Origin of the sequence: Methylocella tundrae (assembly GCF_038024855.1) — a bacterium.
In the GTDB taxonomy this organism is placed as follows: Bacteria; Pseudomonadota; Alphaproteobacteria; order Rhizobiales; family Beijerinckiaceae; genus Methylocapsa; species Methylocapsa tundrae.
This window is the reverse complement of sequence record NZ_CP139089.1, coordinates 2,082,974-2,108,719: the sequence shown is the minus strand read 5'-3', so window position 1 is coordinate 2,108,719 and position 25,746 is coordinate 2,082,974. Positions and strand designations below refer to the sequence as shown.

General features: G+C 60.8%; 32 protein-coding genes. 2 read left to right on the top strand and 30 right to left on the bottom strand.

Features of this window, described 5'->3' with window-relative positions:
• The first annotated feature begins 6 nt into the window (after positions 1–6).
• The gene (locus SIN04_RS12155) at positions 7–1,215 is read left to right on the top strand and encodes an acetate/propionate family kinase (protein WP_134489525.1); all 1,209 of its coding nucleotides are present in this window, start codon (positions 7–9) and stop codon (positions 1,213–1,215) included.
• A gap of 252 nt (positions 1,216–1,467) precedes the next feature.
• Here SIN04_RS12155 and SIN04_RS12150 read toward each other — a convergent pair whose 3' ends face one another.
• The 20 genes from SIN04_RS12150 to nifH all read right to left on the bottom strand — a co-directional run bounded on the left by SIN04_RS12150 (position 1,468) and on the right by nifH (position 19,447).
• Complete coding sequence (locus SIN04_RS12150; RefSeq protein WP_134489523.1) at positions 1,468–1,761, bottom strand: ferredoxin family protein; 294 nt, start codon at positions 1,759–1,761, stop codon at positions 1,468–1,470.
• 68 nt (positions 1,762–1,829) lie between these two features.
• Positions 1,830–3,137: an FAD-dependent oxidoreductase gene (locus tag SIN04_RS12145; protein WP_134489521.1), complete on the bottom strand. Its 1,308-nt coding sequence runs from the start codon at positions 3,135–3,137 to the stop codon at positions 1,830–1,832.
• Positions 3,138–3,156: 19 nt separating this feature from the next.
• A complete protein-coding gene (locus SIN04_RS12140; protein ID WP_134489519.1) occupies positions 3,157–4,260 on the bottom strand; it encodes an electron transfer flavoprotein subunit alpha/FixB family protein in 1,104 nt (367 codons plus the stop codon).
• Positions 4,261–4,270: 10 nt separating this feature from the next.
• The gene (locus SIN04_RS12135; protein ID WP_134489517.1) at positions 4,271–5,122 is read right to left on the bottom strand and encodes an electron transfer flavoprotein subunit beta/FixA family protein; all 852 of its coding nucleotides are present in this window, start codon (positions 5,120–5,122) and stop codon (positions 4,271–4,273) included.
• Between the two features lie 21 nt (positions 5,123–5,143).
• A complete protein-coding gene (gene nifW / locus SIN04_RS12130) occupies positions 5,144–5,503 on the bottom strand; it encodes a nitrogenase stabilizing/protective protein NifW (protein WP_134489515.1) in 360 nt (119 codons plus the stop codon).
• The gene (gene cysE, locus SIN04_RS12125) at positions 5,500–6,255 is read right to left on the bottom strand and encodes a serine O-acetyltransferase (RefSeq protein ID WP_134489513.1); all 756 of its coding nucleotides are present in this window, start codon (positions 6,253–6,255) and stop codon (positions 5,500–5,502) included. The genes nifW and cysE overlap by 4 nt, the downstream gene beginning before the upstream one ends.
• Positions 6,252–7,436 (bottom strand): homocitrate synthase/isopropylmalate synthase family protein, encoded by a 1,185-nt coding sequence (locus tag SIN04_RS12120; RefSeq protein WP_244605785.1) that lies wholly within the window; start codon positions 7,434–7,436, stop codon positions 6,252–6,254. The genes cysE and SIN04_RS12120 overlap by 4 nt, the downstream gene beginning before the upstream one ends.
• Before the next feature lie 3 nt (positions 7,437–7,439).
• Positions 7,440–8,642 carry a cysteine desulfurase NifS gene (gene nifS / locus SIN04_RS12115; protein WP_134489511.1) on the bottom strand — a complete coding sequence of 401 codons (1,203 nt, stop codon included), beginning with the start codon at positions 8,640–8,642 and terminating at the stop codon, positions 7,440–7,442.
• Between the two features lie 10 nt (positions 8,643–8,652).
• Positions 8,653–9,675, bottom strand: coding sequence for a Fe-S cluster assembly protein NifU (gene nifU, locus SIN04_RS12110; RefSeq protein ID WP_134489509.1), 1,023 nt, complete (start codon positions 9,673–9,675; stop codon positions 8,653–8,655).
• A gap of 23 nt (positions 9,676–9,698) precedes the next feature.
• Entirely contained in the window at positions 9,699–10,019 is a 321-nt protein-coding gene (locus SIN04_RS12105) for a HesB/IscA family protein (RefSeq protein WP_134489507.1), read from the bottom strand.
• Between the two features lie 193 nt (positions 10,020–10,212).
• Positions 10,213–10,890: a nitrogen fixation protein NifQ gene (locus tag SIN04_RS12100; protein WP_134492479.1), complete on the bottom strand. Its 678-nt coding sequence runs from the start codon at positions 10,888–10,890 to the stop codon at positions 10,213–10,215.
• A 5-nt stretch (positions 10,891–10,895) separates the two neighbouring features.
• Positions 10,896–11,213: a ferredoxin III, nif-specific gene (gene fdxB, locus SIN04_RS12095; RefSeq protein WP_134489505.1), complete on the bottom strand. Its 318-nt coding sequence runs from the start codon at positions 11,211–11,213 to the stop codon at positions 10,896–10,898.
• Positions 11,213–11,413: a CCE_0567 family metalloprotein gene (locus SIN04_RS12090; RefSeq protein ID WP_134489503.1), complete on the bottom strand. Its 201-nt coding sequence runs from the start codon at positions 11,411–11,413 to the stop codon at positions 11,213–11,215. The genes fdxB and SIN04_RS12090 overlap by 1 nt, the downstream gene beginning before the upstream one ends.
• Before the next feature lie 72 nt (positions 11,414–11,485).
• The gene (locus SIN04_RS12085) at positions 11,486–11,953 is read right to left on the bottom strand and encodes a NifX-associated nitrogen fixation protein (protein ID WP_134489501.1); all 468 of its coding nucleotides are present in this window, start codon (positions 11,951–11,953) and stop codon (positions 11,486–11,488) included.
• A gap of 1 nt (position 11,954) precedes the next feature.
• The gene (gene nifX / locus SIN04_RS12080) at positions 11,955–12,356 is read right to left on the bottom strand and encodes a nitrogen fixation protein NifX (protein WP_134489499.1); all 402 of its coding nucleotides are present in this window, start codon (positions 12,354–12,356) and stop codon (positions 11,955–11,957) included.
• A gap of 44 nt (positions 12,357–12,400) precedes the next feature.
• Positions 12,401–13,771, bottom strand: a complete 1,371-nt coding sequence (nifN, locus tag SIN04_RS12075; RefSeq protein WP_134489496.1) for a nitrogenase iron-molybdenum cofactor biosynthesis protein NifN — start codon at positions 13,769–13,771, stop codon at positions 12,401–12,403.
• Positions 13,772–13,782: 11 nt separating this feature from the next.
• The gene (gene nifE, locus SIN04_RS12070) at positions 13,783–15,222 is read right to left on the bottom strand and encodes a nitrogenase iron-molybdenum cofactor biosynthesis protein NifE (RefSeq protein ID WP_244605784.1); all 1,440 of its coding nucleotides are present in this window, start codon (positions 15,220–15,222) and stop codon (positions 13,783–13,785) included.
• Between the two features lie 168 nt (positions 15,223–15,390).
• Positions 15,391–16,950, bottom strand: a complete 1,560-nt coding sequence (nifK, locus tag SIN04_RS12065; RefSeq protein ID WP_134489494.1) for a nitrogenase molybdenum-iron protein subunit beta — start codon at positions 16,948–16,950, stop codon at positions 15,391–15,393.
• A 69-nt stretch (positions 16,951–17,019) separates the two neighbouring features.
• Positions 17,020–18,486, bottom strand: a complete 1,467-nt coding sequence (gene nifD / locus SIN04_RS12060) for a nitrogenase molybdenum-iron protein alpha chain (RefSeq protein ID WP_134489492.1) — start codon at positions 18,484–18,486, stop codon at positions 17,020–17,022.
• A 76-nt stretch (positions 18,487–18,562) separates the two neighbouring features.
• Positions 18,563–19,447: a nitrogenase iron protein gene (nifH, locus tag SIN04_RS12055; RefSeq protein WP_134489490.1), complete on the bottom strand. Its 885-nt coding sequence runs from the start codon at positions 19,445–19,447 to the stop codon at positions 18,563–18,565.
• A gap of 412 nt (positions 19,448–19,859) precedes the next feature.
• Between nifH and SIN04_RS12050 the strand changes: the two genes are divergently transcribed.
• Positions 19,860–20,294, top strand: a complete 435-nt coding sequence (locus SIN04_RS12050; protein ID WP_134489488.1) for a response regulator — start codon at positions 19,860–19,862, stop codon at positions 20,292–20,294.
• 187 nt (positions 20,295–20,481) lie between these two features.
• On the opposite strand, the gene SIN04_RS12045 is transcribed toward SIN04_RS12050, so the two are convergent.
• From SIN04_RS12045 to SIN04_RS12000, 10 genes are all read right to left on the bottom strand, one after another.
• Positions 20,482–21,378, bottom strand: a complete 897-nt coding sequence (locus tag SIN04_RS12045; protein ID WP_134489486.1) for an SIR2 family NAD-dependent protein deacylase — start codon at positions 21,376–21,378, stop codon at positions 20,482–20,484.
• Between the two features lie 39 nt (positions 21,379–21,417).
• Positions 21,418–21,636: a hypothetical protein gene (locus SIN04_RS12040; RefSeq protein WP_134489484.1), complete on the bottom strand. Its 219-nt coding sequence runs from the start codon at positions 21,634–21,636 to the stop codon at positions 21,418–21,420.
• Positions 21,637–21,732: 96 nt separating this feature from the next.
• The gene (locus SIN04_RS12035; RefSeq protein WP_134489482.1) at positions 21,733–22,029 is read right to left on the bottom strand and encodes a 2Fe-2S iron-sulfur cluster-binding protein; all 297 of its coding nucleotides are present in this window, start codon (positions 22,027–22,029) and stop codon (positions 21,733–21,735) included.
• A gap of 35 nt (positions 22,030–22,064) precedes the next feature.
• Entirely contained in the window at positions 22,065–23,213 is a 1,149-nt protein-coding gene (locus SIN04_RS12030) for a DegT/DnrJ/EryC1/StrS family aminotransferase (RefSeq protein ID WP_134489480.1), read from the bottom strand.
• Positions 23,210–23,482, bottom strand: a complete 273-nt coding sequence (locus SIN04_RS12025) for a DUF6129 family protein (protein ID WP_134489478.1) — start codon at positions 23,480–23,482, stop codon at positions 23,210–23,212. Before SIN04_RS12025 ends, SIN04_RS12030 begins: the two co-directional genes overlap by 4 nt.
• Before the next feature lies 1 nt (position 23,483).
• Positions 23,484–23,693 carry a putative nitrogen fixation protein NifT gene (gene nifT / locus SIN04_RS12020; RefSeq protein ID WP_134489476.1) on the bottom strand — a complete coding sequence of 70 codons (210 nt, stop codon included), beginning with the start codon at positions 23,691–23,693 and terminating at the stop codon, positions 23,484–23,486.
• 109 nt (positions 23,694–23,802) lie between these two features.
• The gene (locus SIN04_RS12015) at positions 23,803–24,042 is read right to left on the bottom strand and encodes a nitrogen fixation protein NifZ (RefSeq protein ID WP_134489474.1); all 240 of its coding nucleotides are present in this window, start codon (positions 24,040–24,042) and stop codon (positions 23,803–23,805) included.
• The gene (locus tag SIN04_RS12010) at positions 24,039–24,344 is read right to left on the bottom strand and encodes a nitrogen fixation protein NifZ (protein WP_134489472.1); all 306 of its coding nucleotides are present in this window, start codon (positions 24,342–24,344) and stop codon (positions 24,039–24,041) included. Before SIN04_RS12010 ends, SIN04_RS12015 begins: the two co-directional genes overlap by 4 nt.
• Positions 24,341–25,207, bottom strand: a complete 867-nt coding sequence (locus SIN04_RS12005) for a 4Fe4S-binding leucine-rich repeat protein (RefSeq protein WP_134489470.1) — start codon at positions 25,205–25,207, stop codon at positions 24,341–24,343. The genes SIN04_RS12010 and SIN04_RS12005 overlap by 4 nt, the downstream gene beginning before the upstream one ends.
• A complete protein-coding gene (locus SIN04_RS12000) occupies positions 25,197–25,739 on the bottom strand; it encodes a hypothetical protein (RefSeq protein ID WP_134489468.1) in 543 nt (180 codons plus the stop codon). Before SIN04_RS12000 ends, SIN04_RS12005 begins: the two co-directional genes overlap by 11 nt.
• Positions 25,740–25,746: the final 7 nt, after the last annotated feature.

The window sequence follows — 25,746 nt, the reverse complement described above, 5'->3', positions numbered from 1 at the left end:
CGACCAATGACGCGCCATGTCGTCACCCTCAACGCCGGTTCCTCGTCGATCAAATTCGCCTTGTTCGAAGCGATGGGAAAAGCAGGCGCGGAAACGCTCTCGGCGCTGGCGATCGGCATTGTGGAGATGCTCGGCGACGAGCGGCGGCTGACAATTCACGACGGCGCCCACACAAAAATTCATGAAGAGACCTGGGCGGAAAGCGCCGCGACGCCGTTTCACGCCGATGCGCTACGGCGCATTCTGACCTGGCGGCGCGCGGGCTTCCCTCAGGCGCAGGTGATCGCCGCCGGACATCGCGTCGTTCATGGCGGCATGCATTACGCCGCGCCGGTGATCGTCACGGACGAAGTGCTGCGCGACCTGAAGGCGCTGATCCCGCTTGCTCCTTTGCACGAGCCTCACAACATCGCCGGCATTCTTGCCGCGCGCGAGGCGTGGCCGCATGTGCGCCAGGTCGCCTGCTTCGACACGGCGTTTCATCACGCGCATCCCTTCGTCAATGATGTGTTCGCTTTGCCGCGCCATTTTTACGACGAAGGCGTCAGGCGCTATGGCTTCCACGGCCTATCCTATGAGTATGTTACGGGGCGGCTACGGGAGATTGCGCCATTCCATGCGGCTGGCCGCGTGGTGGCGGCGCATCTTGGCAATGGCGCCTCGATGTGCGCCATCCGCGATGGACAGTCGGTCGCCAGCTCGATGGGCTTCACCGCTCTCGATGGGCTGCCAATGGGCACGCGCTGCGGACAGCTCGATCCCGGCGTCGTGCTCTATCTGATGCAGGAAAAACAGATGAGCGCGGCGCAGGTCACGGATCTGCTCTACCGCGAATCCGGACTGAAAGGCCTCTCCGGGCTCTCGCAGGACATGCGCGAACTCGAGGCCTCGGACTTGCCGCAAGCGCAGCAGGCGATTGAATATTTTGTATTTCGCATCCGCCGTGAACTTGGCGGGCTCGCCGCGGTGCTGAAGGGCATCGACGCCATCGTATTCTGCGGCGGCATTGGCGAGAACTCCTGGCATGTGCGTGAGCGGGTGCTGGAGGGCATGGAGTGGATCGGCGTTGAGCTCGACCGCGTCGCCAACCGCGCCAATGCGCAGGTTATCTCCTCGGAACGTTCGCGCGCCCGCGTTTTTGTCATTCCGACCGATGAGGAGGCGATGATCGCCCGCCACACTCTGGCCGTGGTCGATCAGAGCGCCGAAGCCTGAGCTCTTGCACGGAAACTCTGTCGTCGCCCTTGGCGCGACCACGGCGCGCGAAGTGTTCGGCTGTCCGGTAACGCTCTCAGGCCAGCGCGGCGAACTCATGCGCCTCGCTGGAGGGCGCGCCGCGGTGGCGACCATTCACCCTTCCGGGGTGCTTCGGATGCGTCATGAAGGCTCGCGCGGAAGCGTTCAAAGGGCTCGTGAGGCGAGGCGCATCACCGGGAGCTTCTCTCAGAAATGAATCCGGTAATTCAATCATCCGAATTTGAAAAGTACGCCGAAGCCGCCGCGCGGATAGCTCCAGGTGATCTCGCCGGTCGGCTCGAGGAGGATGCGGCAGGTGCCGCATTCGAGGCAGCCATCGGCGACGATTTCCACCTGCCCGACATCGTTTTGCGCATAGCAGCCAGCGGGGCATACTTTCGTCATCGCCAGCAAATTCCTCGATGGCGTTGTATGCGGTTCGATCGAAATATGGGGCTTGCCGGCATCGACAATGTAACGATTTTGATAAAGCTTCTCTTCAACGCGCACGGTTTCATTGGACATGATTCTTCTCCGCTCACTGAATTTCAGAGCATGATGCCCGTAAGTGTATCTGCTCTCCCGTCAGTTCCTCAGCGCCAGGCGCGCGCTAATCTGAAGGCGTCGCCGAAAAGCCCCCTTAATGTCCGCTGCTTGACGAAGGCGCGGATGGATGCGTTCTCCTTTTCGACCTTGGGCGAGCCGTCAACGCGCAGGAAACTGTCCATCGCTTTCGACACAAGCTGCGGATAGGTCAGGAAGAAGTTCTTCGAGTTGGTATGCAGGAGCGCAGGCATATCCTTGTATTTCTTGAGGTCCTTCATGACGAAACTGTTGTCGAGCAGGCTCTTGTAGAGAGAGAGGTTTTGCTTCGTCATCGGATCGCGGCGGGACTTGACCTGGAAGATCGCCTCGCCCGCGAGGCGGCCTGACGTCATGGCGAGGTTCGAGCCTTCGCGATGGATCGCGTTGTTCAATTGCGCCGCGTCGCCGACTACGACCCAGCCGTCGCCAAAGAGCTCGGGGATGGCTTTGTAGCCTCCTTCGGGAATAAGATGCGCGGCATATTCCTTCACCTCGGAGCCCTGGATCAGCGGCGCGACCGAAGGATGCCTCTTGAACGCTTCGAGCAGCCCATAAGGAGTCTCGCCTTTCTCCGCGAAATCGGAGACGAGGCAGCCAATTCCGATCGAAAGGCATTCCTTGTTGGTGTAGATAAAGCCCATGCCGGTCATGCCATTGGAGATCGAGCCAACCGCCTCGATCACGACGCCTTCGTCGCCCTTGAGGTTGAAGCGCGCCTCGATCGTCTCCTGCGGCAGGAAGTGCATCTCCTTGACGGCAAGCGCCACATGATCTGGCTTCGGCGTTTGCCTGAGACCCGCGCGGGCGCCGAGCAGGCCGCTGACGCCTTCGGCGAGAACCACGACGTCGGCGAAGATGGTGTCGCCGTCACGGTCCGTGCGCACGCCGATGACCTTGCCATAGGCGTCGCTGACGAGTTGGGTGACGGTCGTCTCGCAGATGACGAGCGCGCCTTGCGCCTGCACCTGCTTCGAGAACCAGCGGTCGAACTGCGAACGGATGATGGTGTAGCGGTTCGGCTTTTCTTCGTTGAAGTCGTCCGAGCGGTGATGCATGCCGGTGTGCGAACGCTCCGACATCATCCAGAAACGCTGCTCTATCAGATGCCTCTCAAGCGGCGCGTCCTCGCGAAACTCTGGCACGATCTTCTCGAGCATCTCGGAATAGAGGATCGCGCCCTGCACGTTCTTCGAGCCGGGATATTCACCCCGTTCGAGCTGCAGCACCTTCAGTCCTCGCGAGGCCATGGTGTGCGCGGCGGCGTTGCCGGCCATGCCGGCCCCGATGACGATTGCGTCGAATTTTTCCTCGATCATCTCAAACTCTCCTCAGGGCTCAGCCTGCTAGCCGATCTCGGCCATGCGGCGACAGGCGCTTCCGGAAGGCTTCGGTGAGAGCCGGCAACAGCCGGATGGCGTCGGTGACGACGCCAAGATGAGCGAAGCCGAAGATGGGCGCGTCCTTATCCGTGTTGATCGCGACGATGCAGTCAGCGCCCTCGACGCCGACGCGATGCTGGATCGCGCCTGAGATTCCAGCCGCGATGTAGAGTTTCGGGCGGATCGTCTTGCCGGTTTGCCCGATCTGCCGGTCCGATCCGATCCAGCCTTTCTGCACGAGCGGCCGCGAACCGCCGAATTCGGCGCCGAGGACGCTCGCGAGATTGCGCACGAGCTGAAAATTCTCGGCGCTTTGCAGGCCAAGGCCGCCGGCGACGACAATGTCGGCGTAAGCGAGATTGGACTTGGCGCTATCGCGGTCGGGGATGAATTTCAGGATCTTGGTGAGGATCTTGTCTTCGTCGAGATCAGGCTTGAACTCGATGATCCGTCCCTGGCGGCCTTCGAGGCGCTCCGGCATGGCCATCACGCGGGGCCGCACCGTCGCCATCTGGGGACGATAGTTCAGCGTGTAGATGGTGCACAGAAGCGAGCCGCCAAAGGTTGGGCGCGTCGCGGCCAGCGAGCCGTCGGCGTCAACCGCAAGCTCGGTGCAATCGGCGGTGAGGCCCGTCAGCAGCGTCGTCGCGACAGAGCCTGCGAGATCGCGCCCGAGCGTCGTCGCTCCAAGCAATAGAATCTCAGGCTTATGCGCGTTGACGAGTTGCGTCATCGCCTGCGAATAGGGCTCGTTGCGATAGTCGGTGAGGATCTCGTCCTCGACCAGATAGGCGAGGTCGGCGCCATAGGCGAAGGTTTCCTGCGCCGCCTGCCTCGTAGCTTCTCCGGGGGCTCCGACAATGACCGAGGCGAGTTCCACGCCAAGCTTGTCGGCGAGCTTGCGGCCTTCGCCGAGAAGTTCGAAGGAAACCGGATGTACGGCGCCGCGCTCGATCTCGATGAACACCCAGACGTGTTTGTAGCCCCGGAAATGCTCCGGGAGCTCTTTCTTCATGGAGGCCCGGCTCGGGGCCGCCGGGGCTGCGGGCTTGTCGGACATGGCGATCTCCTCAGTATCCAGCGGCCGATTTTGCGAGATCCTGTTCGAGCGCCGGCTGCCGTTCGAACAAGGTCTTGATGAGGCTCTCGGCGTCCTGCGAAGCGGAGTCGCCGGGTTTGACGAGAATGGCGCGCTCCGAGCGCGGCGGCGGTGCGAAGACTTTTTTGACGACCGTTGGCGATCCCTTGAGCCCGCATTTCGTCGGGTCTTCGATTCCGGCGTCCTTGGCGCTCCACGTCAGAATTTCCGCGCGCGCCGCCCGCAGCGCATCCTTCATCGCGCCGCGCCGGACCTCGTTCGAGCCCTCAAGCATGGTGATGAGGCAGGGCAGCCTGGTTTTGAGAAGCTGCACGCCGCCTTCCGAGCGGCGCTCGACGACGACTTCGCGCCGATCCGGATCGCATTCGGAGATCTTGGCGACATAGGTGAGCTGGAGGAGGCCGAGGCGCTTTGCGATGCCGGGCCCGACCTGCGCCGTGTCGCCGTCGATCGTCTGCTTGCCTGCGAATACGATGTCCGGGGCGCCGAACATGTCGCTGATCTTGCCGATCGTCTGCGCCAGCGCATAGCTCGTCGCCAGCGTGTCCGATCCGGCGAAGAGGCGGTCGGTCAGGAGGACGGCGCGGTCCGCGCCGATGGCGAGCGCCTTGCGCAGCGATTCCGATGCCATCGGAGGCCCCATGGTGAGCACGGTGACTTCCCCGCCATGCTTCTCCCGGAGCCGCAACGCCTCTTCGAGCGAAAATAGATCATATGGATTGATGATCGTCGGCACGCCCTGGCGCATGATGGTCTGCGTCACCGGATTGATCCGGATCTGAGCGCTGTCCGGCACCTGCTTGATGCAGACGAGGATATGCATGATCTAATTCCTCCAAATCGTTCAAAGAGACCCTGAACGCTCCATGTCCGGTGAGCCGACGACCAGCGTGCTCAAAGGCACGAAAGGCTTTTTCGGCTCTTCCTTGGGTTTGACGGCGTCCTTCAACACCTTGAAGACGCGCTGCTCGATTGGCGATGACTCCACGAAATCGTGGTAGGCGTTTTCGAGAAAGGCGCGGCAGGCCAGCCAGACCTCGTCGTCGGTGCCGACGCCGGATTCACTGTGATAAAGATACTCTCCCATTCGACGCAGGATATGAAGGCGAGCGACGCGCAAGACCGCGGGATCGTAGCTGACGCCCAACGCGTCGAAGAAATCCTCGGCGGATGAGAGTTTACGTAGTTGGTCGAGAGCGTTCATAGCGCCTGATCCTCCTTAGATTGCATATGAGCCTTATCGGCCAAGCCAGCGCCGACGCGTTGTTGCAGATGCCCGAGACGCGCCTCCAGAAATCCGATGCGGTCGATCAAAATCGCCATGGCGTCGGCGACCGGATCGGGAATCAGATGATGCTCGAGATCAATGCGGCCGTCCGGCCTCAACCGTCTGTGTGACTTGCGAACCAGTCTGCCGGGGATGCCGACGATGGTCGCCTCGGGCGCGATATCCTCGATGATGACGGAATTGGCGCCGATCCGCGCATTGCGTCCGATCGTGATGTCGCCGAGGATTTTGGCTCCCGCGCCGACGAGCACGCCGTTTTCAACGGTCGGGTGCCGCTTGCCCGCGGACCAGGAGGAGCCGCCGAGCGTTACGCCATGATAGAGGGTGACGTCGTCGCCGACGATCGCCGTCTCGCCGATCACGACGCCCGCGCCATGGTCAATGAAGAACCGTTCGCCGATGACGGCGCCTGGATGAATATCGACATTGGTCAGAAAGCGCGCCAAAAATGAGAGGCTGCGCGCAAGGAATTTGTAGTTTCCGGTCCAAAGGCGATGTGCGAGCCGATGCCAGATGATGGCGTGAACGCCGGGATAAAGCAGAGCGACTTCGAATGTGTTGCGCGCGGCGGGATCGCGTTGATGCACGCAAGTGATATCCTGCCGGATCATGCGCCACAGGTCTTTTGACGCGCGGCCTTCTGTCGTCGTCAAACTCACCGCGCTCATGCTGACGCTCCCGTCACAGTGGTTCTCGTCGACGGCCGTCGTGATCCGCTGCGAACCTCTTCAACGAGCCCTGCAACATCTCCGCGCCCGAGTGGCCGATGCCTGAGGAGCGCATGGCGTTTTGCCAGCATCAACACCTCGGCCGCCTGTTCGCGATCGAGATCGAGGCTGAGCTCAGCGCAAAGTCCGGTGATCGCGGACAGGCCCGAATGCTTGCCGATCACGACCTTGTTTTGCCGCCCGAGAGTCGCCGGGTCGATGCCTTGATAGGCGCGGGCGTCCTTCATGAGCGCCGCGACGTGAATGCCCGATTCATGCGTGAAAATGTCGGCGCCGACAATCGCTTTGGCGCGTCCGATCGGGCGGTTGGCCGCATGCGCGACGAGGCGCGCGAGGGCCCGCAAACGGAGCGGATTGATTGCGCTGCATCCAGCGACCGCGCGCCCTAGCGCCATCGCGACCTCTTCGAGCGCCGCATTGCCTGCGCGTTCGCCAAGGCCGAGTACTGTCACGCTGGCGTGGCTCGCTCCGGCGCGCAACGCCGCGAGCGTGTTGGCTGTGGCGAGGCCGAGGTCGTCATGACCATGAAATTCAACAGCGACATCCGTCTCCTCGCGCACGCGGCGCACAGCATCGAATGTCGTGAATGGATCGAGGACGCCCATCGTATCGGCAAAGCGCAACCGGCTCGCGCCTTCCGACGCCGCGGCGCGCGCAATGCGGCCGATGTCGCGCGGGTCCGCGCGCGAAGAATCCTCGCCGCCGAGGGCGACGGTGAGGCCGTGGCCGATGGCGTGGCCGACGACAGCGCGCACGCGCGACACGAGATCTTCAACATCCGCGCCAAGCTTGACTTTCATCTGCAGGCGTGACATCGGCGCGGAGATATTCACATGGCTGACGCCCGCCGAAATAGCGGCGTCGACGTCCCCTTTTGTCAGACGGCACCAGGCGACGACCCGGCAAGGCAAGCCATCCGCGGCGACGGCGGCGATGGCGTCGATTTCGTCTGCGCCCATCGCGGGCGTGCCGGCTTCGATTTCATCGACGCCGGCCGCCGCCAGCTCCCGTGCGATCGCCAGCTTTTCGCGCGCGGAGAAGGCGACGCCAGGCGCCTGTTCGCCGTCGCGCAAGGTTGTGTCATTGATGGAGATGCGGGGATGATCGCCAGACATCGTCATGCCTCACGCATACTGTGGCTTGAATTCGGATGTTTCCTTGCCGCCCTCAGCCCCGAAAGGCGAAAGCGCGCGCAGCTTCTCGATAATCCCAGGCATCACCTCAATCACGCGCCCGACGTCCTCGGCGGTGTTGTCGCGCGACAAAGAGAATCGGATCGCGCCATGCGCGGCGGTGACGGGGATGCTCATCGCCAGCAAAACATGGCTCGGCTCAATCGAGCCTGACGTGCAGGCGGACCCTGAGGAAGCAGCGATCCCGGCGCGGTTCAGATGCAGAAGAATGGCTTCGGCTTCCACATATTCGAACGCGATATTGGATGTATTGGGCAGACGATCGTGCGGGTCGCCGTTGACGAAGCAATGGGGCACGCTCTGCACAATGGCCTTTTCGAGGCGGTCGCGCAGATCCTTCACGCGGCCCCGTTCATCCGCGAGGCGCTGCATCGCGAGTTCGGCCGCCTTGCCGAGGGCGATGACGCCCGGGATATTCTCGGTGCCGGCGCGACGGCCGCGCTCCTGGTGGCCGCCGCGAAGAAGTGGCTTGAAACGCGCGCCACGCTTGACATAGAGCGCCCCAACTCCCTTCGGCGCATGCAGCTTGTGCCCCGAAAGCGACAGCATATCGATGGCGCTATCCTTGAGGGAAACGGGGATCTTGCCGACCGCCTGCACCGCGTCGCTATGGAACAGCGCGCCAACGCCTTTGGCCAGTTCAGCGAGGCCTTCGACGGGAACGATCGTGCCGGTCTCATTGTTGGCCCACATGATCGATACGAGCGCAACCTTGTCTGATAGAGCGGCGCGATAAGCGTCGAGATCAAGACGTCCAAGACGATCGACGCAGATATAATGAACCTTGGCGCGCCCTGTCTTTTCGAGATGCTGACAAAGCTGAAGCACCGATGGATGTTCCACCTGGCTCGTCACGATTTCGTCGCGGCCGGGCAACGCCTCGAGGGCTGAAAGAATCGCGGTCGTGTTGCTTTCGGTTCCGCCGGACGTATAGACGATCTCGTGGTCGTGGGCGGCGCCGAGCAGCTCCTGTAGCTGCTTGCGCGCGGTCTTGAGCGCGCCGCCGACGCTGGCGCCGAACGCATGGGCCGACGACGCATTGCCGAATTGTTCGGTAAAGAACGGCAACATCGTTTCGACCACGGCGGGATCGACGCGGGTGGTTGCATTGTTGTCGAGATAGACCGCTTTCATGGTTCTCTCCTCAATGTCCGGCCTTGCCGAAAGCGCCTTTGCCGACGGGAATGACGCGCAAGGGGACGCCGAGCTTGGCCACCAGCCGCTCCTGGATTCCGGTGATCGTCGCGCTCGAAAGCTTGCAGAGGACGCACGCGCCGGACATCTTCACGAGGATGTTCGAGCCATCGACGTCGACGAGTTCACAGTCGCCGCCGTCCTTGCGCAGGAAGGGCCGCAGTTCCTCAATCGTCTCTTCGATCAGCTTGATCCTTTGCAGGTTTGTCATTCCGGAGCTGACCGGCGGCAGTGGCGAGGGGGCCAGCGGCGAACTCTGCATGACCGCGGTTATTTCGCTTTTCGCAGGCTGGGACGCCGCCTGCTGAACCTTTGCCGCGACCTTGGCTTTTGTGTTGATCTCGAAGGCGATGGACTCCCTCGTTCGATAGGCGTCACGCTCAGCGATCAGCCCCTCGGCGACGAGCTCTTCGTTGACATTGGCGAGAATCTCTTCGATCTGATCAAAACATGTGAGGCAATTGCTTCCAGCCTTTGTGTAGGCCGTCACTTGCTCGATGCTCGTCAGCTTGTTCGTCTTGATCGCACGCTTGATGACGCCTTCCTCGATGCCGAGGCATTTGCAGACGAGGGCCCCATTGTCGAGACTTTCGGCCCAGGGCTCGCCGCGATAATTGGCGATGGCGGCTTGCAGCGCCTCGTATCCCAGCACTGAGCAATGCATTTTTTCAGGCGGCAGGCCGCCGAGAAAGTTGGCGATATCCTGATTGGACAGCGTCGCCGATTCATCGAGAGTCTTACCGATGACGAGTTCAGTCAGCGCCGACGAAGATGCGATCGCGGAACCGCAGCCAAACGTCTGGAACCGCGCGTCGATGATCACCTGCGTCACCGGATCGACTTTCAGCATCAGCTTCAGCGCGTCGCCGCAGGACAGTGCGCCGACCTCGCCGACAGCGTTGGCGCCGTCAAGAACGCCGGCGTTCTTCGGATTGAAGAAGTGGTCCTTGACCTTCTCGCTGTAGTCCCACATGGCCATTCCCCGCGCGTCGGTGCTCAGCTAAAGGATTTGCCGCAGGAGCAGCTGGCCGTGGCCTTCGGATTGTCGAACGTAAAGCCGGATCCTTCGAGACCCATCACGAAGTCGACCGTCGTTCCTTCGAGGTGCAAAAGGCTCGCTTCGTCGACGTAGACCTTGACGCCGTCACGCTCGACGACAATGTCGCTCGGGTTCACATCGGCGACCAGCCCCATCATATATTTCATGCCGGCGCACCCGCCTGCCTCAACCATGATGCGAAGCCCTTCTACCGGCTGACCCGCTCCCTCGATCGCCGACCGCACCGCATTCACTGCACCGTCCGTAAGCTGGATCATGGTGGAATTCCCTTGCGTTTGCAGATGTTTCAGGCGGCGTTTCGCAATACGCGTGCCATGCGCTAACGTATTGGAAAGACTACGATTAGCGCATCGGCGGGGAAGTGTCTGAATTCAATCAATTGTCGGGATTGCGACAAAGCGCATGGCCTGGAGAAAGCCGCGCATCGAAGCCCGGAAGCCGAATGGCGGGTCAGACCGCGCGCGACAGATCGCGGCGGATTCGGGCGAGGGAGCTTTCGCCCGATTCATCGCCAAAGCAATTGTCGAAATCGCTACATTCCTGACAGCTTGGCGCGGTGCATAGCGTGAAGCCTTCCATCTCGCAAAGTGAGCGATAGAGAAACTTCTTCCATTTCATATTGGAGGCGTTTCTCACCGCGATGACGGGATAGCGCTCGCTCATCAGTCGATTGAGATCGCCCCGATCGAAAAGTCCGAGATCCTGCCAGAGATGATTGTCCAGCATCGAACGGCGCGTAACAATCGCCGTGAGCCAGACGCTTTCGGGCGCGGCGTCCGCCTGATGCGAGGTCAGCAGGCCTTGCAGCTGCTCTTCCTCATCATCGAAGGGCGCTGTTTCCGGCTCCGCGCGAAGATCAATGTGAGCGGAGGCGGCGGGGAGCCAGTTGCGCGTCAACGCTTCGATCTCGGCGCGATTCAGTCCGATCGCCGCGCTGACCGAGGTCTCATTCTGATAGGCGTCGAAAATCCCAATGGAAAGAATGCACGCGAAGACGTGAGCCGTAAACGGCGCCGCGATGGAGCATGGCGTCGGCGCGCTGAGGAGAGAGCGATAGAGGCTGGCGGGCTCGGGCGCGGGCTCGGCCGCGGATGCGGGCGGCACGCCTTGCTCCGGCATCGCGGCCATCGCGCTCACGCCGGAAGAGCATCCGCCGCCACGTGAGTCTGGCAGTTCTTGGGGCAGACTCGCGAACAGGCGTTGCAGCCGATGCATGAACCGGCATGTTCCACAGCCATGATCTTTCGATTGAGGTCTCCATCGAAGTCATCGTCATCGTCCTGCGTTACGACGCCGAGGATCTTGCCGTCTTCGTCGACGCCGTAGAGCGTCATCACGCCTTGCGGACAAACCTTGAAGCACCGGCCGCAGCCGATGCATGTGACGGGGTCGATGGCGGTGAGATAGGAAGGCGTCCAGCTCGAGCCGTCGCGGGTCTTATGTTCCGCCATCACGCTTCCTCCAGGGCCTTGAGCTTTGCGCGGGCCGCCTCGAGCGCCGCATAGGCGTCATGGGCCTGCTGAGCGACGGTCATGATGCTGGTCCAGTTGATTGGCAGGTCCTCGGATAGATCGTGCAACGCCATCTTCATGTTCGTCGCCCTGGGCGACAGTTTCTTGATCTCGGCCTTCACTTCTTCGATGGAGCTCACGGCTTCCTCCTTCGATTGCTCACATGTTCTCCAAGGCGGCGAACGCCTTGGAGAACACGCGTCAAACGGGCTCTAGTAATTCACGACTTCGGGATACTTCTGGATCATCTCGATTCCGGCCTGCACGTGTTTCGCGCCTTCCTCGGCGAGTTTCTCCAGCGTCGGGAAGCCGAAGCGATGTACGTCGCGCAACTGCTTGTTGACGACGACGAGCCGGCCAGCCATGAGAACCAGGCGACCGAAGCCCTCGTGGCTCATTTTCATCATCGGCGACACCATCGCGCCCGTCCCCCGCTCGATCGCAAGGCCGACCGCGTTGTAGAAGAGCTCCAGCCGCCACAGCGTCTCGGGATCCGGGTCGCCGATGATCGGGATCTGGCGGCGCGCTTCCTTGTCGATGATGTAGGGCGCCAGCAAATCAAGATCGCTCTTTCTGTCCCAGGCGCCGTGCGTGTCCTGCGCCCGCCATTGCTTGATAAGCTCCTTGACGAACGGCGTGTCGATCGCCGCCTCGCTCGCGAGGGTCATTGCCTCAACCATCTTACACCTCTTCCTCGAATTCGAACTTGCGTTCCTGACCCTTCATCATGACCTTGCGCAGCCATGGCGGAGGCGCGCCCTTGAGCACGACCTGCAGCTTGTCGAGCAGGCCCGGGATTTCTTCCGGCTGATTGACCTTCATCGGATGGATATTCTGGGCGACGACGCGCGCCGCGCCTGATCCGCCGATCGCAGCGACATAAAGAATCGTGCAATCCTTGATCGCGTCGAGCTTCGGTCCCAGCTTGTCCTCGTTGCCGTCTTCCTGCAGATCGCCCTGGAACTCGAAGGTTTCGACGAATGTGTGGCCATCGGGCGTGACATCGTAGACCATGATGTTCTTGGCCCAGCCGAAATGGGCGTCGACCCGCTTCAGATCCTGGGTTGCGAATGCGACTTTCATAACGCCTCCATTTTGTCTGAGCCCTTGCCTGTGACGATGCTTGCCTAATGCGCCGGAATAGGGAGGCCGACTTCGGAGGGGGCGGGCTCCGTCCGCCAACTGTCCGGAGTGGGTTCATGGCCTGCCGCGATGAACATGTTTCCGACCTCGAAGATGAGATCGCGCGAGCCGCGATAGCCGACCGAGATTTCGTGCGCCGCGCCGAGGCGGTCGAACATCGGCACGCCTGCGCGAAAGAATGGGATGTTGAGACGTTCGGCGGCTTGGCGCCCGTGCGAATGGGTGACGAGGAGATCACATCCAACGGCTGCCGATTCGAGGTCTTCGAGGTCTCCGATCAGCACGGTTTCGACCGGAAGACGCTCGAGCACGGGCGATTCGGTGGTCGTCACGGCGGCGGCGATCTTGCAGCCGAGATCCGTCATCCAGCCGGCGATGTTCCAAAGGAGATCCGGTTCGGCGCCGATCGCAATCCGCTTGCCGCCGAAAAAGAAATGTCCGTCGAGCATGGCGTCGACAAGCTGGCCGCGCTGGCGCCGGTATTTGAGAGGAACCGGACGGCCGCTGATGCGGGACAACAGGCTCATGAGCTCGTCGTTGGGGCCAAGCCCCGTCAGCCTGTCGAAGAGATGGAATGGCGTGCCGGTCCGGCGCTCGAGCACTTCGGCGGGACCGCGCATCTGCTCGCCGAGCGCGATCGTCAGAGTGGCGCGTCCCATCGTCCTGATATCTTCGACGGATGAGCCGCCAAGCGTCGTCGAGGTAAAGTCGTCCGGGATATGCCCATCAAGCGAGCCGGAGAGATCCGGTACGAAATAGGGCAGCAGGCCGAAGTCCTCGACGATATCGCGGAATTCGTCGAGATCCCCCGGCGTCAGGTGACAACCCGGCAGGACATTGACGCGGCGCGGATCGCGCACGACGCCGTCGCGATCTTCCGGCACGAGACCTTCAATCAGCTTCAGAACCGTCTTTGGCCAGCCGTCCTGAAAAGCGTCCTTGAAATCAGGCGTCGAAACATAGACAAGTTCGACATCGGCAAACTCCGGATGCCTGTTGCGAATGAGACGGATGTAGCCGTCGACGTCATCGCCTTTCGTTTCGGTGACGCCGGTCGAGCAAATGCCGATCATTGCCGGCTTGCCTTTTTTCACGATGTTGACGATCGCCTGTTCGACGTTTTCAAGGCCGCCGAGGATCGTCGCTACCTCGCTCATCGCCGTGGTTTGCAACGGAATGGCCTCACGGAAGTGGCGGACGAGAAGCACGAGGCCGAAGGACGTGCAGCCTTGCGATCCATGCAGCATCGGCATGCAGTCCTTGATCCCCATGAAAGCCATCGCGCCGCCCATCGGCTGGCTCATCTTCAGCGGATTGACCGTGCAGGACTTGGACGATTTTCGGACCGTCGCCATGGCCGTCGCCCTCACTCGGCCGCGACGGCCATGCCGTCGACGTCGCCAAAGGGATCGACGGGAGCGTTGGCGTCATCCCAGGGAGCGGGGCGGCGCGCCTGCTCCCACACGGGATTGTAGAGCGCCTTATCGATCTCCTTGACGAGCTCGGCCATGCCGACATAGCCCATATAGGCGTGGTGACGCTCCTGATTGATGTCGAGCCACGGCATCTTCGCTTTCAGTGAAATGAACTGCGAGCGTCCGCCCGATAACATGATGTCGGCGCGCGCGTCTTTCAGCATTTTGTACATTTCGCGCGGGGTCATGTCGTCGATCATATGAGCATCCTGACCCATCAGCTCCTTGATCTTTTCCTTGTCCTCTTTCGTCGATTTTTTGACGCTGGTGCCGACCAGTTCACAACCCGCTTCCTGCAGCGCCGCGACCACCGACCAGGATTTGACTCCACCAGTGATGAGGAGAACGCGTTTGCCCTTGAGCCGGGCCTTATAGGGCTCGATCGACGCCCACGCTCTAGCCTCCTCACGCGCGATCGCCGCCTCGGTTCGGACCATCAATTCGTCGGGAGCCCCCTTCTCGATCAGGAGGCGGGCAATTTCGCGCAGGGAATCGCTGGTGTCCTCGATGCCGTAGAAAGAGCCCTCGAAGAAGGGGATATCGTAGCGCTCCTCCATTTTCCGCGCGACGTTGATCATCGCCTTGGAGCAGACCATCATCGCCGCCTTGGCGCGATGCGACCAGGCGACTTCCTTATATTTCGCATCGCCTGAGATGCAGGAAAGGATACGGACGCCAAGCTCGTCGAACAGAGGCTTCACCTGCCACAATTCGCCGGAGAGATTGTATTCGCCGATAATGTTGATGTCATAGGGCGTCGTATATTCGGGCTCAATCGTTCCAATGACGTGATCGAGGATCGCTTCGCCCGCAAGCTTGTTGCCAAGGTTCTTTGGACCAACAAAGCCAGGAGAGATCACCGGAATGACAGGCTTGTTGAATTTCGCGGCGGCGGCCTTGCAGACTGCGCCGATGTCGTCGCCGATCATCGCGGGCACGCAAGTCTGATAGACGAAGACGGCCGGCGGGTCATATTTCTCGATGATCTCCTTGATCGACTTAAAGAGATGCTTCTCGCCGCCAAAGATGACGTCGGTTTCGTTAATGTCTGTCGTAAAGCCGGTGCGATAGAGCTGAGAGCCGGACGATTTGGCGCCGCGATTGTCCCAGGAATTTCCCTCGCAGGCGATCGGACCGTGCACAAGATGCGCGACGTCGGTGATCGGCTGTAGCGCGATTTTCGCGCCGTCGAAGGCGCAGCCCCCGGCGGCGGCGCCCGGCTGCAATTGCTTGGTGCAACCCTTCTTGCGCTCTTTCTCGGACTTCGCCTGATTCTTCGCGCAGGCAGGCTCGTTGAAGACTTCCTGAACGGTATTCGCCAACGACGTCATAGAGACCTCCTTCGAAACCCGGAGCCGCGCCCGCCCGGAGGAACATTCTTCACGGGTGAGCCGTTCGATCAGACAAATTGCGCATTCTTTTCTGTCGCGCTTCAGGCGCCGCGGTTCCATCGCGACCGGGGACAAGGCCCGGCGCGATGGAACCGGGAGACTCTTTCATTAGCGAATGATGTCGAAGCTGTAGTCCGACTTCGCCACGACATTTGTGTTGCGGTCGATCTCGTCGAAGATCTTGTCGAGGATCCAGACCAGCACATTCATGCCGCCCTGATAGCCCCACACCGGATAACGGTGATAGTGGTGCCGGTCGAATATCGGGAAGCCGATGCGGATCAGCGGCGTTCCGGTGTCGCGATCGAGATATTTGCCGTAGGTGTTGCCGATGAGGAAATCGACCGGCTCGGTGAACAGGAGCGAGCGCATGTGCCACAGATCCTTGTTCGGATAGACGTGGCAGTCCTTGCCGAAGGGCGAGCTGTCGAGCAGCGCCTGGACTCTTTCCGCCCATGCCTTGCCGCCGTTGGTGGACAGAATATGGGTCGGCTCGGCGCCGAGCTCGAGCAGGAACGCGGCAAGGCCGAGGCAGAGATCGGGATCGCCGTAGATCGCGAATTTCTTGCCGTGAATGTGCGCGCTCGAATCCGCGATTGCGTCCACGAGACGGCCGCGCTCACGGGTGAGCTCCGCGGAGACCGGCTTGCCGGTGATGCGCGACACGGCCATCAGAAAAGCATCCGTTCCGCGCACGCCGATCGGATGATTGAAGGCGACAGTCTCCTGGCCCTTCGAGGCGATGAAAGGCAGCGTCTTTTCAGTGCAGAATTCCTGCATCGAAATGGTCGCCTTGGCGTGCAGGGCATTGGCGGCTTCCTCGAGGGTCGTGCCGCCGTCATACATGCGGAACTCGCCGTCCGTCGGCGTGTCCCATACGTCGCTGTTGTCTCCGAGGATCGTGTACTCGACGTCCATCGATTTGAAGATGCGCTTGATTTCACGCAAATTGCCGACCGTGTAGCCGTCGAAACCGCCGAGGAAGTTAATCTTCTCGTTCGGCACGCGCTGCAGCGCCGGCGCGGTTTTCGCCTTGCCGTCCCAGAAATGTTCGAAAACGCCCTTCATCACATTATCGTAGCCGGTGATGTGGCTGCCGACGAAAGCCGGAGTGTGGGCGAAAGGAACGTCATATTCCTGCGGGACCGAACCCTTTTCCTTCGCTGTCTTGATAAAGGCGTTAAGATCGTCGCCGATGACTTCCGCCATGCAGGTCGTCGATACCGCGATCATCTTCGGCTTATACATGTTGTAGGTGTTGGCGAGGCCGTCGATCATGTTGTTGAGGCCGCCGAAAACGGCGGCGTCTTCCGTCATGGACGAGGAGACGCAGGACGTCGGTTCTTTGAAATGACGGGAGAAATGACTGCGGTAGTAGGCGACGCAGCCCTGCGATCCATGAACGAAGGGAATCGTTCCTTCAAAGCCGACAGCGGCGAAGACGGCGCCGAGGGGCTGACAGGCCTTGGCCGGATTGACGGTCAGCGCTTCGCGGGCGAAATTCTTCTCGCGATATTCGTCGGTCTTGGTCCATTCGCGAACGCGCTCGAGCTCGCTGTCCGGGACGGGGTTCTCGAAGTTCTTTTTCTTGTTCTCGAACATTTCCTTATATTCCGGCTGCCGGAACAGGTTGAAGTGGTCGAGAACGTTGTCAGGATTCTGTGGCATGGTTGATCCTTTTCCAGTTCCGCAGTCGGAGCCGCGCTCTCACCGAAGAGAGCGCGGGATGAGTTCAGTTCAGGCGGCCCAAGGTGTCTTGGCGAGCTTCCAGACGGGCGAGTTGATCGCCATGTCCATGTCGCGCGCGAAGATCGCAAAGCCGTCGTAGCCGTGATAGGGGCCGGAATAGTCCCAGGAGTGCATCTGGCGGAAAGGAACGCCCATCTTCTGGAACACGTATTTTTCCTTGATGCCCGAGCCGACAAGATCGGGCTGGACCTTTTCGACGAATTTTTCGAATTCGTAACCGGTCACGTCGTCATAGATCAGCGTGCCGTCCTTCACGTAGTGGGTCGTGCGCTGATAGTCGTCGTTGTGGCCGAATTCATAGCCCGTTCCGACGATCTCCATTCCGAGATCTTCGTAAGCGCCGATGACATGGCGCGGGCGCAGGCCGCCAACGAACAGCATCACAGTCTTGCCTTCGAGGCGCGGCCGGTATTTCGCAATGACGGCGTCCGTCAGAGCGCGGTACTTGGCGATGACGCGTTCTGCGCCTTCCTTGATCTTGTCATCGAAATGGCTCGCGATCTTGCGCAACGATTCCTCGATCTTGGTCGGTCCGAAGAAGTTGTACTCGACCCACGGAACCCCGTACTTTTCTTCCATGTGGCGCGAGATGTAGTTCATCGAACGGTAGCAGTGCAGCACATTCAGCTTTGCTTTAGGGGTCGCCTCGAGCTCGGCGATCGTGCCGTCGCCAGACCATTGCGCGATAACGCGAAGGCCCATCTCTTCGAGCAGGATGCGCGAGGACCAGGCGTCGCCGCCAATGTTGTAGTCGCCGATGATTGCGACGTCGTAGTCAGTCGACTCGAAGCGGGCGGGCTTGCCCTCCTGCTTATCGAACACCCAGTCGCGAACGGCGTCGTTCGCGATGTGGTGGCCGAGAGACTGGGAAACGCCGCGGAAGCCTTCGCAACGGACGGGAACGATCGTCTTGCCGTTGTATTCCTTCGACTTCGCCTTGGAAACCGCCTCGATGTCGTCGCCGATCAGGCCGATCGGGCATTCCGATTGAACGGTGATGCCCTTATTCAGCGGGAACAGCACCTGGATCTCATCCATGATCGCGGCGAGCTTCTTGTCACCGCCGAACACGATGTCCTTTTCCTGGAAATCGGAGGTGAACTGCATCGTGCCAAAGGTGTCGACGCCGGTCGTGCCGATATAATAATTGCGGCGGGCGGCCCAGGAATATTGTCCGCAGCCGACAGGACCGTGACTGATGTGGATCATGTCCTTGATCGGGCCCCAGACGACGCCCTTCGAGCCGGCATAAGCGCAGCCGCGAATCGTCATAACGCCGGGGATCGACTTGATGTTTGATTTAACGCCGCAGTCGGGCTTGCCTTCCTCGAACGTGCCAAGGTGCTTGGCGCGCCGTTTCGCGGTCTTCTCCGGGTAAACTTCAAGGACCTCCTTGATGAGGGCCTTGTTCCGGGCCTTGATGTCTTCGATTGATTCAGCTGGCGCCAGGCTCATGGTCGCACCTTTCGAAATCCGTTGATCGGTAGGGAGGCGCCGGTTCCGCGCGCTGCGGTCGGCGCCCCGCTGGTGATTAGGCGGAGGCGAGTTCGGCGGCGCTCTTGCCGACCTGCGATTCGTCGACCGACTTCATGATGCCATGCGCCATCAACAGGTCTTCGAGTTCGTCCATCGTAATCGGGGTCGGGATCACGCCGTTGCCCTTGTTCGCGTGGATCTTCTGCGCGAGGGTGCGATAGTGCTCCGCTTGCGCGGAGTCCGGCGCATACTCGATGACCGTCATGCGGCGCAGCTCGGCGTGCTGGACGATGTTGTCGCGCGGCACGAAGTAGATGAGCTGGGTGCCAAGCTTCTTCGCCAGCGAATCGGCGAGCTCATATTCCTTGTCGGTCTGACGCTCGTTGCAGACGAGCCCGCCGAGGCGAACGCCGCCCGAATTGGCGTATTTCAAGATGCCCTTGGAGATATTGTTGGCGGCGTACATGGCCATCATTTCGCCGGACATGACGATGTAGATTTCCTGCGCCTTGTTCTCGCGGATGGGCATGGCGAAACCGCCGCACACCACGTCGCCGAGCACGTCATAGGAAACATAATCAACGCCGTCGTAAGCGCCGTTTTCCTCGAGGAAGTTGATCGAGGTGATGACGCCGCGGCCGGCGCAGCCGACGCCTGGCTCCGGACCGCCCGACTCGACGCAGCGAATGTCGCGGAAGCCGACCTTCATCACGTCTTCGAGTTCGAGATCCTCAACGCTGCCGGCTTCGGCGGCAAGGCTCAGGATGGTGTCCTGCGCCTTGGCGTGAAGGATGAGGCGGGTGGAATCTGCTTTCGGGTCGCAGCCGACGATGAGAATCTTCTGGTCCATGGCGGCAAGGGCCGCGAGGGTGTTCTGTGAGGTCGTCGACTTACCGATGCCTCCCTTGCCATAAAATGCGATCTGTCGAAGGTCTGACATTGATTGCTCCTTGATCCCTTTAATTCTATCGGCGCCGGAAAACGTGGCCGACAACGTGTTTGATGATGACGTCGCGCGTTGCAGGGCGCCGAAGTGCGTTTCCCCGAGTTGTGCCTTCGCGGCATTCGCCCGCCTGACGCAGACCCTATTTCGCAAGCGTCGTGCCAAGCCGTTGTGTAGGTGTTAAAGCGTTGTTATGACGGTAGAAAGAGCGATGAGGCAAGGTCTTCTGGGGCTTGTCTCAAAGCCGACATTCGTGTCGTTTGTTCGTATGAAAGAAAACATCCCGCAAGGCTCGCGCGCGGGCAAAGGCGCACGGAACGACGCTTCCTCGTCACGCGATCTTCAACGTCGGTCCTGCGGTATGCAACTTGCAACCGTCGGGCGTGTGCGGATCGAGGAGAGAGCGCAAATGCAGATCGGCGTTGAGACATCGCGAGCTATCGAAAACAAGCGGATCTTCGTTGTCGACGACGACGAAATCATCCGCGCCGCCCTGCAATTCATGTTGCATGATGAAAATGAGACGCATGAGGTGCCTGGTTTGCAGCCAGCCTTCGCCAAGGCCGCTGAAAGCAAACCAGACCTGATTTTGCTCGCCGCTTCGATCGTGCAAGGCGAAGGCGTCAGCGTGCTGTCGCAAATTCGCGAGCGCATACCTGGAGCGAAGATTCTGGTAGTCGCGGATTCGGTCAAGGATGAGATTGCGCGGCAGTGCCTCGCCTCCGGCGCGCACGGGGTTCTGGCGAAGCCGCTGACGATCGAGTCCGTTCGGGAGAAGGTCGACGTTCTGCTCGGGCGACGCGTCGGCTTTGCCATACCGCTCACGGTTCTCAAAACACCCTGAGGAAGGCAAGCGGGAGCCTCAGCCGAATGCCCGGGAGTCTTCCCATCGGCGCGAGTGCGTCGCGGATCGCTGGTCGGCACATCCTCCCAGAGTAGTCAAAGCAAGAGCCTGACCAAATCATTGATTGATCAGGCTCTGAGGCCGGTTGATGCGCGCCTTGCGCTGCGCTGCAGGTCAAGTCTTCTTGTCAGATTGTCGCCAGTTCGGGATTGCTTGCAGCGTTCGCTGTCAATTTCGCGACAAAGCCATCGAGTGGCATATCTATGCGGGTGATGTTCTGCTCGCGCAAAAATCTTTCTTCGTTGCGGGTCAGGGCGCCTGGCAATACAGCCCAGTGACGATCAGACGAGCGCTTCATAATCTGCCGCGCAAAACTCCGCTCCAATTGGCTCGAAAAACGGCAGCCGAGGAACAGAAAATTCTTGCCGCGCCGGATCGACTGAACGGCTTCGGGTATCGGCGTCTGAATGTCGATTTCGGTAAGGATTTCGACATAATCCGAGTCCGAAATGATGAAATTGGCCGCTGGGGAGACGGAACCGATCGGCTGATAGAGAAGCGTCGTCCAGCTTAGTGTCTCTTCCGGCGCCTCGGCCGGCGCCTTGGCGCCTGAGGCGTCAAGAACGCGTCGCACGCCAGGGATGCGGCTGCCGTCCGGGCGGAAATAATGCACCCATTCGCCAAAATGTTCGGCCTGGCTGACGCCCTGCGCCATTCCCCAGGCGCTCCGGCCCGCGAGAGCCTTTTGCGGCAGATCATCGTACCACGCGCTGACGAGGAGAGGCAATTTGGGGCGCGCCGCCAACCATTCATGCAAGATGGTTGGAGCTGCGGGTTGCTCGAACGTCTTGGTCATGACGGACGCCACCGTCTTGCGGTGTTTGAAGTTCTCGATGAATTGCGCCGCGGCCGTCAGGTTGTTGCGAATCTTGTGTGGGACGGTCGCGGCCGCAGTCAGCTTCCCGACTAGCGTTTCCGGCGAGTAAGGCAACGGGCCGTCCTCGCCCGCCAGCGCGAGCACGCCGGGACCGAGATAGGGAACCACATCGCCGCGGTCGATGGCCGCGTGAATTTCACCGAGCATTCATCTTCTCCCTGTGCTGGACCGCTGCGCGGCCCCAACTCATTGCAGCGCGGCCGCTTTCAGCGCGGTGACAACTTCTGTGCCGAGACGGAAAAATCCGCGGCCGCCCGAAAGCGCCTGGAAGGAGCTTCCAGCCTTATTGCTCAGCCGGTTGAACCATTGCTGAGCATCAAGCCCCGAGGGCCTCTCTCCGATTTCTGTCACTGAGCCGTCCGGTGCGAAGCGGACATGAATGATGAGCGTGTCGGCGGCGGTCATGTCGTGATCCTTTCGATGTCGTTACTGGAGCGTGACGCCTTCAAACAGCAATCACGCCCGGGAATGCTGTGGTCAATTTAGCAGAGTCTAATCTGTTCAGACGAAGCTCAACATCTCGACCGTGACGTTCTCGGTCCCGAAATGAGCCTGGCAGGCGAGGCGCGATTTCGAACCGACGCCGACGATTGTGTCGAGCTTTTCGTTTTCGAGCTTGCCCATCTTGGAAATGCCCTTGCGGCCTTCGAGCACGAAGATATGGCAAGCGCCGCATTTCGCCTCGCCGCCGCATTTCGAGACGATCTTTTCCCCGGCGGCGAGCAACGCGTCGAGAAGCGTGGTTCCTTCGGCGGCTTCGATTGTCTTTCCTGACGGCTTGATGGTTAAAAGCGGCATGTCGTGCTCCTGTTGTTTGATGACAAGCGTTCTGGTCAATAAATGGCGGCGCCCGCGCCGACGTTGATGGACGCGTCCTTCATCGTTCCAACGATGAAGGCGACTTGCGCCTCCGTCAGATGAGCGTGGAAGGGAAGCGCCACGGCGCGGTCCGCAACCTTTTCGGTGACGAAGAAATCGCCGCGCCTATACCCGGCATTGAAGTAGAGGCGTTGCAGATGAAGAGGCTGCGAATAGGCGGCCGCTTCGATCTGTTCGCGACGGAGATCATCGACGATCGAGTCGCGGCTCGAACGGGAGAAGCGCGTCCCGAGATGGACAACATAAAGGAACCAGTGAACCTCTTCGACATCCGGCGCGATATAGGGGTCCTTGATGCCCTCGAATGAGCGCAAATAATCATAATACCAGGCTTCGACGCATTTGCGGCGTGCGAGGAGAACGTCGATGCGACGCAGTTGCGCAAGCCCAAGGGCGGCGGATAGATCGCTGAGATTGGCCTGGAGCGGCGCGACGGCGCCGATGACCACGGAGGATCGTTCGTCGATCCGCCGTGAGCGCAGGCGGCGGATGGCGATGGCCCGATCGTCGTCGTCGGTCACGATCATGCCGCCTTCGCCGCAGACGAGGGCACCGGGCTGAGAAAAGTCAAAGATGGAACAGTCGCCGAATGTGCCGACGGGGGATCCTTTGTAGATTGAACCGATCGCTTCGGTGGAGTCCTCGATCAAGGCGACTCCGGCGGTTTTCGCCAGTTCGCGCAGGGGGGCCCAGGGCGCAGGGTGGCCGTTGGCGTTGGCGCCGATGATGGCGCGTGTGCGCTCGGTGAGGACGGCAGCCGCTTTGTCCGGCGAGATCGTGCCCGCCCAGTAATCGATGTCGGCGAACACGGGGCGCGCGCCGCTCAACATGATGGCGTGAGCGGTTTCGCGGAAGGAATGAGCCGATGCGACAACTTCGTCGCCTTTGCCGATGCCGAACGCTTGCAGCGTGAGCAGAAGGCCGATTTCACCGCTCGCAACTGCGATTGCATGCTTGCGGCCAAGATATTGTGCGAAAGCCGCCTCGAATTCTTCGACAACGGGGCCCGCCGACAGGCTGGATGAGATGAGAACCTGACGCACCGCGTCGAGTTCGAATTCCGACATGTCAGGATCGCAAAGAGGCAGCGATGTCGTTTTCATTTTTGCGCCTCGTTTGCCGCGAGCACGAGCCCGGTCGCTGTTGCGGGATCTGACGTGATTTTCCAGCAGTGGTCGCGGCCATCGAGCAGATAAAGATCGCAGCGCTCGAAGCGGCGGAAGGGCGTTTCATCGGCGACGTCCGAGGCGTCGCAACGACTGAGCGACAAGCCCGGGAATCGCCGCCTGAGTTCAGCGATCGTTGCGCCGTTGGCTTCGGCGGAAGCCAGCAGTTCGTCGATCGCGGCGAGGCTCTGCGCATCGAAACTCATGTCATTCACTCAATCGTCGCGCTTCGACCGTAATCGGAAGCGTCGTTTCCGGCCCCATCTCGGGCAGAGCTAATTGCCAGCCGTTGGCGAGCGTGATGCGGCCGCCCCACATCTGCGGCCTTTCCATATCGACGATCGGCTCCTCGAGGTCCTTCTTGGGCACATAGGCCGAGAGAATTCCTTCTGAGCTTCTGCGGATCATGATTTTCACGGGGCGCCTTATCTGTTTGATTGCGTGGGCGTAGGTGGATCGACGTTCGCGGGTGGAGCATGAGCTTAAAAAAAGACGCGAACCCTTTGCGTCGGATCACGCGGGGCGGTCAGACTGGCGCGATTTCATCCGCGAGGCAGCCAACGACCCGGCGTTCGCCAAACTCAACGAGATAGATCGGCGTTTCCGTTTCGACATGAGAGCCGACCTGGACGATTTCGCCCGGATCCCCCGCCCGCACCAAGAGAGCATCGGTGGGTTGATCGGGAAATGAGCCGTCGTTGAAAAGATCGGCGGTCGCGCGAACGCGCTGCCCCCATTCAAATTTGGCCGGTCCAGAACCGTTCATGAGGAACTCCCGCTTTTGACTTCTTTGACAATTTCGACCGGATCGATCTCTTTACGTTTCATGCCAACGCGATAGCCGGTAGAAACGAACTCGACGCCGTAGATGTAGAATTGCTGGAGGAAGGTGCCTATGCTGACCACGTACCCTTCGTCGCCCTTGTTGCAAAGGATCTCGCCGATTTCCTTCCCCATGAAGGTGCCGTCGTTGCGCACCGTCCTGCGCGCCCGCACCCTCTGGCCATAGTTATACAATGGCGGATTGTTGAGTTCGACGACGTCGCTGTCCCGGCTGATGTTGGTCATCTGCTGTCCTCCACGATTGGACGGTCCCTCAAATCCGACGACACGAGGTTTGGCGATGCTGATGCGGGCGAAGCCGGGTCCTGCGCAGTCGTCGCCGCATCACGGTTTTTGTCGGCGGGCCGTGACGAAATCCTGTCGCGTGCGGCGTCTCGAACGACAGGGTCTTCGTCGTCGGCGAGCGCGCGCACGATCTCGATATCCGCGCGCAGCACGATCTCGTAGCGAACGCGCCAATCCGGATCGGCGGCGAGTCTCGCCAACCCTGCGGGATCGAGACGCCGCGCGACCTCCAGCCTGACGGCCGCATCTGAATCCGCCACCATTCGGGGAAGGTGCTCCATGCCGATGCGAACGGCGACGACGCGCCTGACCTCCACGTCCTCGTCGCCGACCAGCAGAACGAGGAGATCAGCCGGGATGCGCCGCGCCACGGTCTGACGCACGTAATAGTCCGAATCCTCCAGCATCGGGATGAGATCGGCGCCATCGAGCCTCTGCGCGACCCGGATGCGAACCTCACGATGCGGATCAGCGCGCAGTCGCAGCAGATAGCGCATCGGCAGGCGCCGGGCGGCGCTCCAACGAACCGTTTCCTCCGGATCGTCCAAAAGAGGCGGCAGATGAAAAACGTCGGCGGCCTTGGCGGCGCAGGCGCGCACCTCGAAATAGGGGTGCTTCAGATAGGTTTGCGCGGGACCAGGGTTCCAGTCGAAAAATCGATCAATGCGCCTTGCATACCGGTCGTGGACGCAGGCCTTGAGGGGCTGGCAGCGCGCCTCCGCAAGGAGGTCGCGATGGGCGCAGATCGCGCAATCAACGGCCTCGCCGCGCCAGTCGATAGACACGTCAATGTCAGTCATCATCTTCGACTCCCGAACGATCGGCGACGCTCAAAAGCAGCCCGGCATTGATCTTGTCGGAAGGATCAAGGTCAAGAAGCTTCATCACCGCGGCGCGTCCTTCGTCCAATGCGCCAATGCGCATCTGCAGGTAGGCGTAGCCCTTCAAGGTGAACATGAAGAAGCGTGGCAGAACCGCTGCGAAGGAGCCAAAATCGGCGTCCTCACGGTTGACGTCGCGCCAGTCGCTCGCGAGACCAAGTTCGTTCGACGCCATGACGAGACATTTGCCCGCGACCTCAAGGGCCTTCAGCATATGGCCCTTGTAAAAATAGAAGCGATAGAGACCGATCAACACGGCCGGATGATCCGGCGCGAGGTCGCAAGCCGCGAGGAGGTGCGTTTCTGCAACGTCGTCAAGGTGGTAAGCCTCGCCGGCTTCGCGCAGACGCCGCTCGGCGGCGGCCGGCAAGCCGGCCCCGAGCACGGACGCGGCAATGGCGTCGATCTCGAGTCCGGCTGATGGCTGCGCGCCGATATCATCAGTCGCGAACATGCTCTGC